13 protein-coding genes and 7 tRNA genes are annotated in these 14,831 nt (G+C 44.3%); 4 read left to right on the top strand and 16 right to left on the bottom strand.

The features are described 5' to 3' along the window. Positions 1 to 164, bottom strand: a 164-nt coding sequence (locus DW694_RS17070; RefSeq protein WP_207664244.1) for a helix-turn-helix domain-containing protein, incomplete at its 3' end; no start/stop codon positions are given. A gap of 291 nt (positions 165 to 455) precedes the next feature. Here DW694_RS17070 and DW694_RS16295 point away from each other — a divergent pair. Beyond that, positions 456 to 782, top strand: a complete 327-nt coding sequence (locus DW694_RS16295) for a hypothetical protein (protein ID WP_147420743.1) — start codon at positions 456 to 458, stop codon at positions 780 to 782. Beyond that, on the top strand, positions 779 to 1,594 hold the full coding sequence (locus DW694_RS16290; RefSeq protein ID WP_118753339.1) for an ATP-binding protein: 816 nt from the start codon (positions 779 to 781) through the stop codon (positions 1,592 to 1,594). The genes DW694_RS16295 and DW694_RS16290 overlap by 4 nt, the downstream gene beginning before the upstream one ends. A gap of 99 nt (positions 1,595 to 1,693) precedes the next feature. Here the strand turns inward: DW694_RS16290 and DW694_RS16285 are convergent, their stop codons facing one another. The 6 genes from DW694_RS16285 to DW694_RS16255 form a co-directional block, all read right to left on the bottom strand. Continuing rightward, positions 1,694 to 1,936 carry a GIY-YIG nuclease family protein gene (locus DW694_RS16285; protein ID WP_044962352.1) on the bottom strand — a complete coding sequence of 81 codons (243 nt, stop codon included), beginning with the start codon at positions 1,934 to 1,936 and terminating at the stop codon, positions 1,694 to 1,696. A 429-nt stretch (positions 1,937 to 2,365) separates the two neighbouring features. Then, positions 2,366 to 3,793: a glycoside hydrolase family 32 protein gene (locus DW694_RS16280; RefSeq protein WP_118753338.1), complete on the bottom strand. Its 1,428-nt coding sequence runs from the start codon at positions 3,791 to 3,793 to the stop codon at positions 2,366 to 2,368. 1 nt (position 3,794) lies between these two features. Then, positions 3,795 to 5,714: a PTS beta-glucoside transporter subunit IIBCA gene (locus DW694_RS16275; RefSeq protein WP_092071836.1), complete on the bottom strand. Its 1,920-nt coding sequence runs from the start codon at positions 5,712 to 5,714 to the stop codon at positions 3,795 to 3,797. 542 nt (positions 5,715 to 6,256) lie between these two features. After that, positions 6,257 to 7,237 carry a LacI family DNA-binding transcriptional regulator gene (locus tag DW694_RS16270; RefSeq protein ID WP_021652887.1) on the bottom strand — a complete coding sequence of 327 codons (981 nt, stop codon included), beginning with the start codon at positions 7,235 to 7,237 and terminating at the stop codon, positions 6,257 to 6,259. Positions 7,238 to 7,492: 255 nt separating this feature from the next. Next, positions 7,493 to 8,461: a M23 family metallopeptidase gene (locus DW694_RS16260; RefSeq protein ID WP_118753341.1), complete on the bottom strand. Its 969-nt coding sequence runs from the start codon at positions 8,459 to 8,461 to the stop codon at positions 7,493 to 7,495. Between the two features lie 165 nt (positions 8,462 to 8,626). Continuing rightward, complete coding sequence (locus tag DW694_RS16255) at positions 8,627 to 9,448, bottom strand: SpoIID/LytB domain-containing protein (protein WP_182465516.1); 822 nt, start codon at positions 9,446 to 9,448, stop codon at positions 8,627 to 8,629. Between the two features lie 222 nt (positions 9,449 to 9,670). Here DW694_RS16255 and DW694_RS16250 point away from each other — a divergent pair, with 222 nt between their 5' ends. Then, entirely contained in the window at positions 9,671 to 10,888 is a 1,218-nt protein-coding gene (locus tag DW694_RS16250) for a metallophosphoesterase (RefSeq protein WP_118753336.1), read from the top strand. On the opposite strand, the gene DW694_RS16245 is transcribed toward DW694_RS16250, so the two are convergent. Then, on the bottom strand, positions 10,852 to 11,193 hold the full coding sequence (locus DW694_RS16245; RefSeq protein ID WP_118753335.1) for a hypothetical protein: 342 nt from the start codon (positions 11,191 to 11,193) through the stop codon (positions 10,852 to 10,854). The two genes, DW694_RS16250 and DW694_RS16245, sit on opposite strands and share 37 nt — an antisense overlap. Before the next feature lie 18 nt (positions 11,194 to 11,211). Then, on the bottom strand, positions 11,212 to 13,221 hold the full coding sequence (locus tag DW694_RS16240) for a carboxypeptidase regulatory-like domain-containing protein (protein WP_118753334.1): 2,010 nt from the start codon (positions 13,219 to 13,221) through the stop codon (positions 11,212 to 11,214). Between the two features lie 129 nt (positions 13,222 to 13,350). Here DW694_RS16240 and DW694_RS16235 point away from each other — a divergent pair, with 129 nt between their 5' ends. After that, entirely contained in the window at positions 13,351 to 13,770 is a 420-nt protein-coding gene (locus DW694_RS16235; protein ID WP_118753333.1) for a hypothetical protein, read from the top strand. Between the two features lie 264 nt (positions 13,771 to 14,034). On the opposite strand, the gene DW694_RS16230 is transcribed toward DW694_RS16235, so the two are convergent. The 7 genes from DW694_RS16230 to DW694_RS16200 all read right to left on the bottom strand — a co-directional run bounded on the left by DW694_RS16230 (position 14,035) and on the right by DW694_RS16200 (position 14,733). Further along, positions 14,035 to 14,107: transfer RNA gene (locus tag DW694_RS16230), tRNA-Lys, on the bottom strand. 113 nt (positions 14,108 to 14,220) lie between these two features. Next, positions 14,221 to 14,293: transfer RNA gene (locus DW694_RS16225), tRNA-Phe, on the bottom strand. A 5-nt stretch (positions 14,294 to 14,298) separates the two neighbouring features. Further along, a tRNA-Met gene (locus tag DW694_RS16220) sits at positions 14,299 to 14,372 on the bottom strand. A gap of 15 nt (positions 14,373 to 14,387) precedes the next feature. Then, positions 14,388 to 14,460: transfer RNA gene (locus tag DW694_RS16215), tRNA-Thr, on the bottom strand. A 7-nt stretch (positions 14,461 to 14,467) separates the two neighbouring features. After that, a tRNA-Tyr gene (locus DW694_RS16210) sits at positions 14,468 to 14,549 on the bottom strand. Positions 14,550 to 14,557: 8 nt separating this feature from the next. Next, a tRNA-Val gene (locus DW694_RS16205) sits at positions 14,558 to 14,630 on the bottom strand. A gap of 29 nt (positions 14,631 to 14,659) precedes the next feature. After that, positions 14,660 to 14,733, bottom strand: a tRNA-Asp gene (locus DW694_RS16200). Positions 14,734 to 14,831 lie beyond the last annotated feature (98 nt).

Here is a 14,831-nt window from a genome sequence, read left to right as displayed (position 1 = left end):
TATCCGGCCGGTGTGTTCCGGAGCATCTTTTTTTCTTTCTGGTAATAGCTGATCTTATCTGCAAGCATCTGGTTATAGATAAAGCGGCTGCAGCCGATTGTTTGCTCTATCTGAACTCTCTGCTCTTTATTGGGATAGATCCTTATTTTTACGGCGCGGTTCATTCTTCTCACCCTGGCTTTCTATATACTGCCGTATCGTTTCAATCGTTGCTCCGCCTGCACTGAGCAGACCGAAGATCTGACCCCAGAATGCATCTTTCATGGTCTAACTCCATTATATTTATCATCCTTTTTCTTATATCGACGGATATGTATTTATGAACTAATTGTTCTTTTCAGTATACTACATCAGGGAAGAGAGAACAAGTGTTTCTTTTATACTATAGAGATTTTTTTGAGCAGATATGCTCAGATGTGCAATTCATCTCACCACCTGAAGAGGTGGGAGAATTCTTGCTACATTTGTTAAAATGGCTGATCGTATTGTACTGGTTTCTCAATCTTCTCTGCTGTCTGATCATAGCCAGGGCTTTTCACAACATTTCTCTCAGAGAAAAAAGACACGAACTGTTGGTTCAGCAGATGAGTTTTCTTCAGAAACAGCTGGAATATACAACCGAAATGGAACAAGAATATCAATCTGTGCGAAAATGGAAGCACGATATGGAAAACCATCTCTTTTCACTGAATTATCTGATCCGCACCCAAAAATATCTTGAGGCAGATGTATATCTGGAAACAATTCTTTCAGAACTTCCGCCGGAAAAGAGGACTTTATGAAACGAGGCTTTACTATTCTTTTTATAGAACTTTTCTGTGTTCAGGCATCTCTTTTCCTGGGAGCTCTGCTACAGGAATATGCTCTGTTCTGCCAGATAATGCTTCTCTTTTTTCTGGCCCTCACTTACCGCAGGATCTACCTTCTTGCCAGACGATCGCTCAAAAATGCTCAGGAAGAGGCAAAATTTCAGACTATTAAGAAACAGGAACAGTTACAGAAAGAACAGGAGCAGCTGTTTGTTTCCAGAAAGCAGGAGACTCTAGAATTCCAGCAGTCTACCATCCGGAAACTTGAGACACTTCAGAATTACCTGAAAATGAACGAATATGATAAGATCCAGGACTACCTGCCAGCCATCACCGATGATTTTCAGAGAGAACGTTTCCATCCCATCTGCCAGGACAGCCTGATCAACGCCATCCTTGCGGACAAAAGATTTCTTGCCATGCAGAAAAATATCAAAGTTACCTACGAGGTTCTTCTTCCGGAGAAATCCAATATTCCCTCTTCGGAACTGAGCAGTATATTTTTCAACCTGCTGGATAATGGAATAGAAAGCTGCAGCGTTTCCGGTTCCGAAGCACCGTTTATCTCTGTAACATCAAAAATGTCCGCCGGTTTTCTTACTGTCCACATGCAAAACAGCAAAGATCCGGCACGACCATTCAACCACAAAACATCAAAAAAAGATATCCTCAACCATGGATTCGGCCTGTCCATAATTGAAGATATCTGTGAAAAAAATGATGGCAGCTGTCAGTGGATCGACAATGGGGATACCTTTGATTCAGTTGTTATGCTGAGATACTGATAAGATTCAGCAGAACATACATATCCTTATCTTTCAGTTCCGCTGCATAATGCTCCACACATTTGAAGCCTTTTGAAATATCAAAATGTTTATCAAAATTCAAAACCTCATCAGCTCCAGCTTCTTCTCCCTGGTCAGCTGCTTGATCCGGTACTCCCGGCTCATGGCCTCCTCCTTTGTGGCAAAGCCTTCGTAATACACCAGCTTCACCGGCCTTTTGGCCCGGGTATATTTGGCGCCTGCTTTGCCTTCATTATGGGCTTTCATCCGCCTGGCAAGGCAGTTTGTCCAGCCGGTGTAGAACGTGCCGTCCGCACACTGTACGATGTATGTATAGTTCATAGCAGTCTCCTCTTCTGTAAAAAATTTATGCAATACAATGCCAAATGCCAGTACATCTTCAGTAACATCAACCCTGATATTTGCCTTCCTGTAAAACAAATATCTGAACACTTTTCTGGACAGTGTGATCTGTCTTCCGTGATATTTCCTCTCCTGTAAAACAAACATCCAGTCGACCGCATTCTTTCTATGTAAAGACAGCCACCAACATTTCTCCAGCAGCCATCCTTCTATACTCAAGCAGCCGGCACAATTCATGTATTTCACTTATAACAAAGATAAAGCAGGCTGGGATTCCGGCTGCGGATTTTCCCACCTGCTTTATTATACGGTCATTTCTTATTTCTGTGAATATGGAATTCACTGCATAGCTGCTCTATAGGTATTCGTATTCTGATCTTTCTGTATTTCCCGATCAATAAGCCCAGCCTACTCCATCACATAATTCTTCAGCAGATAAATCTTCCCATCACACTCCACAGCCTCCACCTTCACAGTCTGTTCCTGCGTTTCCGGATAATATCTGGAAGAGAAAACAACCTCTCCGCCATTCACATAAATCTCCACAGCTGTAGTATCCGCAAGAACTCTGATGCTTTCGATCCTACCGGACGGAACATGCGCCTTACGTACTTTACGTCCGGCACCGGCCTTCTCGGAGAGAGTTAAGATCATATCTCCGTCCTGATATTCCAGGAAGAGATTTTCCCCAAGGCTTACTTTACCCTGCTCACCTTTTACCTGAACATCCAGATCAAACGGTCCATTCACCGGAATCTCCGCACTGGAACCGCTGACAAAAACGCCAGCCTTTCTCAGCCCGTTCAGTTCTTCCACCGGATACTGATAAAGCATTCCGTTTTTATACGTAACTTCCCTTGGAACAGTCAGGCAATGCTGCCAGCCTTCGCTCTCTGCTGTAGGATTCACATACTCCTCATCTGCATCCGGCATTCCCATCCAGCCGATCAGGATCCGTCTGCCCTTTCCATCCTGGAATGTCTGGGGTGCATAGAAATCAAAGCCGTGGTCCCATTCCCGGAAAGCTTTTTCCTCCGGCTTTCCATCCTTCAGGATAAAGTATCCGGACTGATAGATGTTCTGAAAACGGAACTCTTCTCTGGTCAGTCCCTGGGGAGATACAGAAAGCACCTCCTGTCCCTCAAGAGTGAAAAAATCCGGGCACTCCCACATGTATCCGAATGCCTTCTCCGTAGTAAGCTCACCGTCAAATTTCCAGTTCTTCAGATCTTCGGATCTGTAAAAAAGTACGGCACCCTGGTCGCTTTTCTGACGGCCGCCAAGGATCATCCGGTACTCTTTCCCCTCCTTCCAGACCTTCGGGTCACGGATGTGGCAGGTGTAATTCTCCGGATAATCCTCACAGGAAACCGCAACCTCCTTTGTTCCGAAATGAAGGCCATCCGTACTCTCCACATGAAGAGTGCTGGACTGCCTTCCGTTATTGATATAATCATAATCTCCATCCATCTTGATGTTTCCTGTGTAGAAAAGATGAAGCTTATCTTTCTCCGCAATGGCAGAGCCTGAGTAAACACCATGACAGTCATAAATGCTGTCCGGCAGAAGCGGAACCCCTTCATATCTCCAGCTGATCATATCTTCACTGGAGTAATGTCCCCAGAATTTCAGTCCACCGTTAGCCTCAAACGGAGAATACTGGAAAAACACGTGATATCTTCCCTTGTACCAGCATAATCCGTTCGGGTCATTGAGCCATCCCACAGGCGGCATCAGATGATGGGTCAGACGGTTTGTCTGCATCGTCCTGGCAACTGCTGCCGTTTCCTCGATTTTTCGCACTTCCTCTGCAAGTACCTTGGTCAGAGAACTCATTTTATTTTACCTCCAGTACTTCAGAACCATTATTTACTGTTCCTTCTGCAAGCATTTTTACTTCTTCATAATCATCGGTATTGGTTACGATCAGCGGTGTGGTCACATCATAGCCGGCTGCCTTAATAGCATCCATATCAAAGGTGATCAGTGTCTGGCCTTTTTTGACCACGTCACCGTCCTTTACATGAGCGGTGTAGAATTTACCGCCAAGTTCAACGGTGTCAACGCCGATATGGATCAGCAGCTCCAGACCACTTTCTGTCGCAAGCCCGATGGCATGCTTTGTGTCAAAAATTGTAGAAACTGTTGCGTCGCAAGGTGCTTTTACCTCACCTTTGGACGGAATCACTGCCATGCCCCTTCCAAGGACTTCAGATGCAAAGGTTGCATCCTTTACTTCTGAAAGCGGAATCGCAGTTCCCTCAAGCGGGCTGTAGAGGGTCTGTGCACCTGTCTCTGAAGTTTTCTCCTGGGCAATTTCTGCCGGAGCATCTGATTTTTTCTCTGCTTCAATATTTTTTTCAGCTGTTTCCTGTACCTCATCCTTATATCCAAACATCCAGGTAAGCACAAAAGCCACACCAAATGCGATGGCAAACATCAGGATATAACCAACTGGATTATTCAGGCACAGCAGGATTCCGAAGATACCGGTAACACCTGTTCCTGTGGCACCAAGACTGCTAATGGAGGCAAAAAGTGCTCCGCATGCACCACCCAGGCAGCCCATGATAAACGGCTTTCCGAAGCGGAGGTTTACACCGAAGATTGCCGGCTCTGTGATTCCCATGCATGCGCTTAAGGCAGAAGGAACAGCCATGGATTTGATCTTCTGATTTCTGGATTTCAGGCCTACAGCAAGAGCTGCACCACCCTGTGCAATGTTAGCTGCAGATGCAAGTGGCAGCCAGTAGGTAACGCCGAATTTGGCCAGCTGTCCAAGGTCAATGATAGTGTACATGTGATGAACACCAGCAACAACAGTCGGTGCATAAAAGGCACCCATGATAAAGCTTCCGATTCCAAATGGCAGTGCGATCAGCCACTGGATTCCATCCAGAAGTCCGTTCTCAACAGCTACGAAGATCGGTCCGATAATGGAAAGTGTAAGATAACCGGTTACAAAAACACTGACAAGTGGTGTTACAAAAAGATCGAACATTGCAGGTACGATCTTATGAAGTCTTTTCTCGATCTGTGCCAGTACCCATACTGCAATGATAACCGGGATCACATGTCCCTGATATCCCACCATGTCAATGGAGTAAAGTCCAAACCATACCTTCTGCGTTGCCTGCACACCCTCTGTTGCAACAGTCCAGGCATTCTGCAGATTTGGATGGATCATGATCATACCGATAACCGCACCCAGATAAGGGTTGGCACCAAATACCTTCGCACCACTGTAAGCGATAAGAATCGGCAGGAATGTATACGCTGTGTTACTGAAAAGCTGTGCAAATACATAAATGGAACCATTGGTGTTAATATTCAGGAAGCCGTTGTTTACCATGAAGTTCAGGGCTTCCATGATTCCCATCAAAAATCCGCTGGCTACGATAGCTGGGATGATCGGGACAAAAATGTCTCCCAGTGTCTTGATCAGTCTCTGTATCGGATTAGCCTTGGATGCTGCCACCTTCTTAAGCTCATCCTTACTACTCTCTGATATTCCGGCGATCTGGATAAATTCATCATAAACTTTGTTTACAACTCCTGTTCCCAGGATGATCTGCATCTGTCCCTGTGCGAAAAACACGCCCTTCACACCATCGATATTCTCTACATATTCCTTATCCGCCTTGTCATTATCCGCAATGACCAGACGAAGCCTTGTTGCACAGTGCGCCGCGGAAATGATGTTTTCTTTCTTTCCTACATGATCATAGATTTCCTGTGCTGTCTTTCTGTAATCCATGTCCTTCCTCCTTTTCTGCTACTGTTCCCGGACAGTCATCTCTTTCTGCTTTCCCTTTCTTCGGATCAGATCTGTCTGTTCTTTCTTCAGCTTCCCGGGATTTATTATCTCTGATCCATTGTTTTTCATTTATTTATGAGATTGATTTCATATATCTATTCATACAAGGAACGGTAATCTTTCCATTTTTTTAAGTTTTTTGATGATTTTAGCACTTTTCAATGGTTTGTTTTATGTTGTTGCTTGTGTTCTTATGTGGAATCGTTCTCATATCTTACTTGTATTATAACTACTGCATTATTATTTGTAAATCCGCAACATCGCACAAATTTCTTCGGTCAAAATTGTACATATTTCATAAGAACAGATGCAAGACAGACAAACCAGTCAGGACATCGCAGAAAAAATCTGGCATTTTTCTGTGTTTGCTCAGCCATAACACAGCACCACACAAAAAGAAGCAGGTCTTTTTCTCCCAAAAGATCTGCTCCTGTTCCACAATAGCTTATAATTTCTTCCTCTGTCTGCGAGGATATTCTCTGTTACCTGTGAGATTCCCGTTCCACAAGTTCACATCCCATTTTTATTTCCTTGCTGATCCCGGTATCGTTCTCAATAAGATCAGCCAGCATGGCTGCTGCCTCCATTCCGCTGGTCTTATAATAAAAATGTACCGTTGTCAGCTTCGGTTCCACGATCTTACCCGGAACTCCATCCCCAATCCCTGCGATCTGAACATCCTCGGGAATGCGAAGCCCGATCTCCTTCAAATAAGTCATGGCTCCCACCGCCATAGTATCCGTAGCACACACAAGAGAATCTATGGAAGGCTCCTCCTCAAAAAGCTCCTTCGCCATCTCATACCCGGAATCCATGGTAAAGCTTCCGATCTTCATCCTCTCCGGCACGACCTCCAGCTTAGCTTTATGGATAGCATCCATAAAACCCTTTTTCCTGCAGGCACCAACTGCCTCGTCCTTATCTGTAACGCCGATATAGGCAAACTTTTTCCCCTTCTCCGCCAGCTTCTCCGTGACCTGAAAAGCTGCTTTATGATCATCCTGATAAATACATGGATATCCGTCCAGATGCTGTCCCAGGATCACGATCGGTACCTTATAATCCTTCAGCATCTGTTTATGCTTTCTGGTAAACATGGTAGCAATAAAAACCACTCCGTCCACCTGACGTTCTTTAAACAGAGAAAGGTATTTCAGCTCTTCTTCCACATCATTATTGGTATTGGCCAGAATAAGCTGATATCCTCTCCGTGTAAGAATATCACTGATCCCTGTCACCTCACGGCTTATGGTATCTGAATTGATCTTTGGAAGGATGACACCGATGAGACTGGTTTTTTTGGTCCGCAGTGTCTGTGCCTGGGAGGATGGCTGATATCCTGTCTCCTGGATCACCCTGCGGATGACTTCCTTTTTTTCACTGCTGACATATCCATTATTCAGATATCTGGATACCGTAGCTCTGGAAACTCCGGCAAGCCTGGCTATTTCATTAATGTTCATAACTTATGTACCTCTTCTTTTGTCCTGTTATATCTGTCCTTGTATGCATATTTATAATATAGATTATACACGGTTTCTTTCCGGTAAAAAAGATTCTTTTCCTATGTAAATGGAAATTTTTATTACTGCTCACTCCGTTCTCACTAATACGCTTCACAACGCAGAGGATACGGGATGCATATACCTCCCATCCCGTATCCTCCATACTCTGTTTCCAAAAATCTCCCCGGCATATCTGTTTTTCGGTTTTCCCTGTCATTCCAGATATTCAAACGGATCTACCGGCACGCCATCCTTTTTCATTGCAAAATAAAGATTCGGGCCTTCTACAGAATAATATTTGGTAGGTGCACTGATATTTCCGATCACTTCACCCTCCTTTACTGTGTCACCTTCTGCCACAGTAAGGTCCTTCAGCTGCCCGTATACTGCCTGATAACCATTTCCCAACTCCATAGTCACAGTCGTTCCCGTGCAGGCATCCTGTACAACAGAAAGCACCTGACCATCAGCCGCCGCATACACCGGCGCATCCTCCACTGCCTGCAAAGCAATGGCAGAGCTTACACGATACTGATCCAAAGTCGGATAATATACGGTTTCATCCATATTGTAATCCACAAGAACCGTTCCTCTGACCGGCCATTCCATAATGGAATCCTCCGTAAAATCCAAAGCCTGTGCCGCAATTCCGACAGCTGAGGTCTCTGCGGTATCTGTGGAAGCTCCAGCTCCGTTATTCACCGCTCCCTCTGCCCATGTATTTCCGGCATTATCTGCTGTATTTCCAGTGCCATCTGTGCGGCTTCTGTCTGCACCTGCTGCCGCAGACACGCTCCTATCCTCCGTACCACTTCCATTATCTGCATCTGCCGCTGCATTTTCGGCTGTACCACTTCCTGCAGTCTCACGGATGCTTCCTGTCACTCCATCTGCTCCGGCTTCTGAAGCTCCTGACAGACCTGCTTCATCTCCGGTTTCTCCATCAGAGATCTCATCCTGTGCTACATCCTGCCAGCCATCTCCGGCAGCTGCCGCATCCTCTGCGTTTTCCCCGTCCGAAAGCTCCTCTTCCAGCCCGGTCTCTTCTACCTGTACAGAATTTTCCTCCTGGGGATTTTCTGCGATGGGCTTTGTTCCAAGCTGATAAACAGTAATCCCAAGTGCCGCCACTGCTGCCAGAACACCTCCGTTGATAATACCTCTCACAATTTTACTTTTCATATTCTTTCCACCTCTGTCTGATATGTTCATTTTCAGTAACAGAAAAAACAGTAAAGCTGCCGTTTCGGTCACCATTTCTATATCTATAGAGTGTCCAGAATATGGCTGTCTATTCATTTTTTGAATATTTTTTTATCAGACGTTGCTTCGGATGCCTGACTTTCTTTAATCCTCAGCTTTCAGCTCCATCTCCGGAAAATATTTTTCCAGGATCTCCTCCGCACTGCTTCCGTTTTTTGCCATCTCATTTCCACCAAACTGGGAAAATCCCACACCATGACCGCTGCCACGCACTCGCAGATAATAAATATCATCCTTTTTCTTCAAACTGAAATTCGCGGATTCCAGTCCCATTCCCGCTGCAAAGCTTTCTCCCTCCAGAAGTGTTTCCCCAATCGTAAGCTCTGTCACATAACCGGCACTGTCCCGTTTTTTGATCTTCAGCTCCCCGGAAAGCTGCCCCGCAGGAATTTCCACGATTTTTATATGATCCGGAGATTTTTTATCCTCAATGCTATCTGCCGATTTCAGATATGTATACGCCTCATCATGAAAAGCCTCTTCCCCGCTGCGGGTTTTCCCTGCGCTTCTCTTATGCCAGGGAGTCAGCCTCACTTTTCCTTCATATGTAAGTACCTGTCCATCCGTCTCTTTTGCTGCCTGCTCATAGATCTGCCTTTTTTCTGCAAAAAAATATCTCCAGACTTCCTCTGTACTTCCGTTTTCCCTCAGGATCTCTGCCAGATTTTTCCCCTCGCCCAGCCACCTTTGAATATTCGACCGTGCGATCACAGTCTGCGCTTTTATGGTTTCTTTTTTCATATCCGGGGAAATCTGCGAAAAAACAATGACCGGGAGATATTCTTCCATATCCGGCACCCTCTCTGCCAGGACCCTCTCCGGTCCATTCATGGTTGCCGCCGAAAAATAAGGAAGAACAATTGCTAAAAACACCAGACAATATCGAAGAAGCGCATATTTTTTCATAAAAAGCACCATAAGCGTTCTTTTTCCTAATATATGTTCTTTTGCCAAAAATTATTATTTGCTGTATACTATAGCGGTTCCATGAATCAATGCATCAAAAAAAGTTATTCCGAACATGCTGCAGTAATTTATGGAAATGCTATGTATCAATCCAAAAAGTATCTGCAGCGATCAGTCCTGCTCACCGCTTATTGCTTGCCACGAATGGAGGTATCACACACCATGCTTGCCATCTTTCTCGCACCATTATATATTCTCATTAATATTTATATCGTCCGCTGGATGATTTTGTGGATGGGTGCCTGCACTCATTTTTTCCAGACCTTTGCGTTCCGGGCATGCTTTGCAGGTGTTTATATTTTTCTGTCCACTTCTCTTCTGACCTGTTTTCTCATCCGGAAGCCCCCTGCGCTCCATCGCTTCCTGAAAAATACGGCAAATTATTTTCAGGGAACATTTCTTTACATCCTGATCGTAATCGTAACTACAGATCTCTGCAGACTGATCCTAAAGCATACGCTTCATCCGGCCTGGATGTATTCCCGGAAAGCCTTCGTAGTCACAGGCGCTGTCTGCACCCTTCTGATCATTGGTGTCAGTCTCTATGGGATTTTTAATCAGTGGAATATTAAGACAAAAACTTATGATGTGAAAATAGACAAGCAGGTGAAGGGAATGGACTCCCTGAAGATTGTCCTGCTCGCAGACATTCATTTCGGTTACAGTATCGGAGAAAAACATGCCGGGCTTCTTGTAAAAAAGATCAACGCCGAAGATCCGGATCTGATCTGTATTGCCGGCGATATTTTTGATAACGAATATGAAGGGATCAAAAACCCGAAAAAAACAGCGGCCATTCTCCGTTCGCTGAAATCCAGATACGGCGTTTATGCCTGTTGGGGCAACCATGATCTCAGCGAACCGATTCTGGCCGGTTTTACCTTCCGCAATGCAAAAAAAGATTATGATGATCCCAGAATGCGGAATTTTCTGGAATCTGCCAACATCCGGCTTCTCGATGACGAAACCGTCCTCATAGATAAACGGTTTTATCTGACAGGCCGTAAGGATCCTTCACGCTGCCGAAAAATGTCCGACACCCGTAAGGATCCTGACCAGCTTACAGCCTCCCTTGACAAAACACTCCCGATTATTTTTATGGATCATCAGCCCGGTCAGCTGGATGAAGTGGCAGCCGCAGGCGCAGACCTTGATCTCTGCGGCCATACTCATGACGGCCAGCTGTTCCCTCTGAACATCATCACCGGACTGATCTGGGAAAATTCCTGCGGTTACCTGAAAAAGGGGACTATGCACAACATCGTTACCTCCGGTGCCGGCATATGGGGCCCGAATATGCGTACTGCCACAAACAGTGAGATCTGTTCGATCACAGTACATTTTTATCCTGCCAGACCTAACTCCTCTGATCCCTCATAAATATCTTCCACCGGCAGCTCCTCCGCACTCTCACTATCCTCTTCTGTTATTTCTGTTCCGTTATTTTCTTCTTCCGTTTCAGAGTCCTTCGGAAACTCAATTACTTCAGCCGTATCACCACTTTCTGATATCTCCGGCTCTTCACTGGAATCATCAAATATCTCTTCCTCAGTATTATCGTCCGTCTTTCCTTCTTCAGAACTCATATTGAGTTCCTCGCTGCTCTCTTCTTCAGCTTTCTTTTCACTGTTTCTGATGATCTCAAGGGCTTCTGTTTCTGAAATAATACCTGAATTATCTTCCATTGCATTTGCTTCCGGCACTTAATAATCATATACAAAGGTATTGACTGGCATAAGCTTGTTTGACTGCACATCATAGTCAAATACATGCCACAGGTATCCTTCCCTGTTAACCGGTACATTTGCCTGGTAGATCTGTTTTCCACCCCGGTAAACGGTTACTTTGGCTGACGAAGCAGATAATTCTGTACTCGCATCATCTTCACCGTTTGTATAATCGTATACATAAAAGCTATATTTTCTTCCGGTGAAGCCTTTGTATATGGTTGTTGTTTCCGGTCCATAGCTGCTTGTATCATCCAGATCCAGATTTGCTATTACATCTCCATCCTCTGAATATGCATTTTTATCCCTGTAGTATACATGGAAGTAGTCATCTCCGTTTTCATCAGCAGGTCCCAGCAGATGAGAATCCAGGTCTCGCGGAGTTTCTCCCCATGTAAGCACGATCTGAAGAAGTCCCTCATCTCCTGCACTGATATTGGTCGGTGACATTGTTACATCACGTTCACTGCATGCATTTGCCTGAACTACAACATTGATATGAGCAGAAACAAAATCTTCATTGCTTGCATTCAGCGTATAGTTTCCGGCTGGCACGGTCAACGTATAGGTTCCATCTGCTGATACGCCTTCTTTCACAGTCTCTCCGATCACATTATCCCAGCCCTTACGTAATTCATAAGTTACATTTTCTATATTTCCGCCGGTCATGGAATGAATAAATCTTCCACTCAGCTCACCATCTCCGGCTTCTGCTCTGGATACCATCAGGAAAGATTCTGCGTATGTGATCTGGTTCGCTGATACTTCCATGGAACTGCTCTCATATTTCTGGTAACCGGTTGCTGTGACAACAATTTTGTAGGTTCCTTCATCAAGATCATTAAATGAATAAGTTCCATCTTCTTTCGTGAAAGTTTTTTCAACCTTGACTGTTCCGGAATATGCTTCCACGCTGGCATTTTTTACAGGAGCTTTACTGTTTGAATCCAAAACGCTTCCCTCAATGCTTCCGGCTCCGACTGTACATTTATCTACCAGTGTTCCATTTTCAAAATGAACCTTCAATTTTAGTGGATTATCGTCATCATCAGACAGAAAATCCTTGGACAACGTATAATGCCATACCGTTTTCAGGAACTTTCCGACCACCGTATCTGGATTCAACTCACCCGCTGCGTAAATATAGGTTCTTACATCAGAACAAAGCACATTTCCGGCATCACGAACTGTATAGGATACGCTTGCCTTTGCCGCAGGTCCTACCTTAATATCAATTCCTGCCAGATCCCATGTCTCCAATGCAGTCAGATTTAATCCAAACTGAAGACCGCATTTCGCAGATCCTTCTATTGTGACCGGTGTCAAAGTCTGACTGAAATCATGGATAAATCTTCCATTTCCATCTTTGAATTCATATCCGCCGGTTGCTTCAACGGAATATTTCACAACAAACTGCCCGGACACATCATAAAACAGAGAAACCACCAGATCTGCAGAAAGACCAGTTGTACCAAGCTTTATAGGAACTCGTCCCAGTTCAAGTACATCGCTGACTGTTTCCATAGTTCCACTTGCATGTTTGATCTGCTGCTCTGAATTCACGCCACTTATATAAAGTCCGCCTTCGAAATCAGCTTTTCCTGTAACTGACGCAATAAAATGCCTTACCTCTATCTTTCCCCAGCTGAATCCAGCATCCAGCTTACAGCTTACATCCGGAATCGTAACAGCAACAGAACCGGACAGCTTTACCTTTGTGATATTCTGGACTTTTAATGCAATATCTGTATCTGTTCCCGTTTCCTTTGCAGAAAACAGTGCAACCTTTCCGGTTTCCAGATTTTTATAAGCATTTCCGTCTTTTACTGTGATCGTATAAGTTCCGTCACTGTTCTGGACAACATTGTATATATTTTGGGAAGTATCTTTGACTTCAACTGCATTTGCTGGCATACTGATTCCTAAGATCAACATCAGGATCAGCATCAGCGGCAGCAATTTTTTTGACGCACTTTTTCTCTTCATAAGCACTTTTCCCTTCTGCTGTACTATGCTATAATGTTCATCAATTATAAATTTTCGAGATCATTCGAAATCATTTATAATTAATCCCCCGTAAATTATCAGACTATCAACCAAGAAAGGAGAAAAATCATGAGTGTCACCGTAAATCCAAAAGCCCGACAAATTTTACCGGTTATTCTGGGCTGCTGCGTAATTGGAACTGTTTTTTTTCTGGCAATAACTATCTGTTCCGCCATAAAATATCATGATTACGTACCTGTAGATGCTGTTATATCATCTGTCAGCCGCTCAAATAATCCTAACAAACCTCATAGTTCCAATTATCATAACTATGTGAAGTACTCTTACACCTACAAGGAACAAAACTACACAGCTGACCGAATCGAGTTTTTACGCCTTGGCAAAGCCCCCAGAAAGCATGTTCAGATTAAATGTGATCCGCAGAATCCAAACCAGATCCAGAATATCTATTCTATGACCATCTGTATTGTCTTCCTAGTAATCCTGATCATAACAGATTTCCTGCTCATTCTTATGATAAAGTCTTAATACTGTACAGCTATGCTCTAATTTTGTCGAAAATGTCCATAATATTTTTTTTATCGCATTGACATACTCCTACCATTGAAATCCTACTCGATGGCTCTGCTGATTCGTTCGTCAGTACGTAATTTTCTATGATATAAAAAAGACGGTTACGCTGAATCACAACGTAACCGTCTTCCTTTATACTATACTCGCACAGATATAAAACAAAATTCCCACCTACTGCCTTGAGCAATAAATGGGAATTTATCTGATCCACTTAAAAAGTGAGGCATCGGGGATTCGAACCCCGGACAACTTGATTAAAAGTCAAGTGCTCTACCGACTGAGCTAATACCCCATATTTACATTAAAACATACCCAAGCTTTTTCTAACCAGCTGTTCATATGTTTTACATTAAAACATGCTCAGGCTTTTTCTAACCAGCCGTTCGTATGTTTTACATTAAAACATGCCCAGAGCCGGAATCGAACCAGCGACACGAGGATTTTCAGTCCTCTGCTCTACCAACTGAGCTATCTGGGCATAAGTAGCGGGGACAGGATTTGAACCTATGACCTTCGGGTTATGAGCCCGACGAGCTTCCAGACTGCTCCACCCCGCGTTATTAAATGTTAAAAGCCGATGATCGGACTCGAACCGATAACCTGCTGATTACAAATCAGCTGCTCTGCCAATTGAGCCACATCGGCATTTAAGTGGATGGAGAAGGATTCGAACCTTCGAAGGCGGTGCCAACAGATTTACAGTCTGCCCCCTTTGGCCACTCGGGAATCCATCCATAATCTATGGGACCTATAGGGCTCGAACCTATGACCCTCTGCTTGTAAGGCAGATGCTCTCCCAGCTGAGCTAAGATCCCATATTTAATTCATTACAGCTAAGCTGTAACGACCCAGAAGAGACTCGAACTCTCGACCTCCGCCGTGACAGGGCGGCGCTCTAACCAACTGAGCCACTGGGCCATTTTAAGGTTTGTACCTTAAAAACTACATACATGCTTGTTGATCGTTAAGCAAACTCTTTGAATCAATTCTTAACCTGCGTTTCTTGGTCAAGCCCT

It is taken from the genome of Ruminococcus sp. AM26-12LB, assembly GCF_003480785.1.
In the GTDB taxonomy this organism is placed as follows: domain Bacteria; phylum Bacillota; class Clostridia; order Lachnospirales; family Lachnospiraceae; genus Blautia_A; species Blautia_A fusiformis.
The sequence above is the reverse complement of the archived record's forward strand: the minus strand, read 5'-3'. Positions and strand labels throughout refer to the sequence as shown.

Excerpts from the sequence above, each read along its gene's own strand:
- DW694_RS16290 (WP_118753339.1), top strand. The coding sequence starts at position 779 with ATGAAACGAGGCTTTACTATTCTTTTTATAGAACTTTTCTGTGTTCAG.
- DW694_RS16285 (WP_044962352.1), bottom strand. The coding sequence starts at position 1,936 with ATGAACTATACATACATCGTACAGTGTGCGGACGGCACGTTCTACACC.
- DW694_RS16280 (WP_118753338.1), bottom strand. The coding sequence starts at position 3,793 with ATGAGTTCTCTGACCAAGGTACTTGCAGAGGAAGTGCGAAAAATCGAG.
- DW694_RS16275 (WP_092071836.1), bottom strand. The coding sequence starts at position 5,714 with ATGGATTACAGAAAGACAGCACAGGAAATCTATGATCATGTAGGAAAG.
- DW694_RS16270 (WP_021652887.1), bottom strand. The coding sequence starts at position 7,237 with ATGAACATTAATGAAATAGCCAGGCTTGCCGGAGTTTCCAGAGCTACG.
- DW694_RS16260 (WP_118753341.1), bottom strand. The coding sequence starts at position 8,461 with ATGAAAAGTAAAATTGTGAGAGGTATTATCAACGGAGGTGTTCTGGCA.
- DW694_RS16255 (WP_182465516.1), bottom strand. The coding sequence starts at position 9,448 with ATGAAAAAATATGCGCTTCTTCGATATTGTCTGGTGTTTTTAGCAATT.
- DW694_RS16250 (WP_118753336.1), top strand. The coding sequence starts at position 9,671 with ATGCTTGCCATCTTTCTCGCACCATTATATATTCTCATTAATATTTAT.
- DW694_RS16245 (WP_118753335.1), bottom strand. The coding sequence starts at position 11,193 with ATGGAAGATAATTCAGGTATTATTTCAGAAACAGAAGCCCTTGAGATC.
- DW694_RS16240 (WP_118753334.1), bottom strand. The coding sequence starts at position 13,221 with ATGAAGAGAAAAAGTGCGTCAAAAAAATTGCTGCCGCTGATGCTGATC.
- DW694_RS16235 (WP_118753333.1), top strand. The coding sequence starts at position 13,351 with ATGAGTGTCACCGTAAATCCAAAAGCCCGACAAATTTTACCGGTTATT.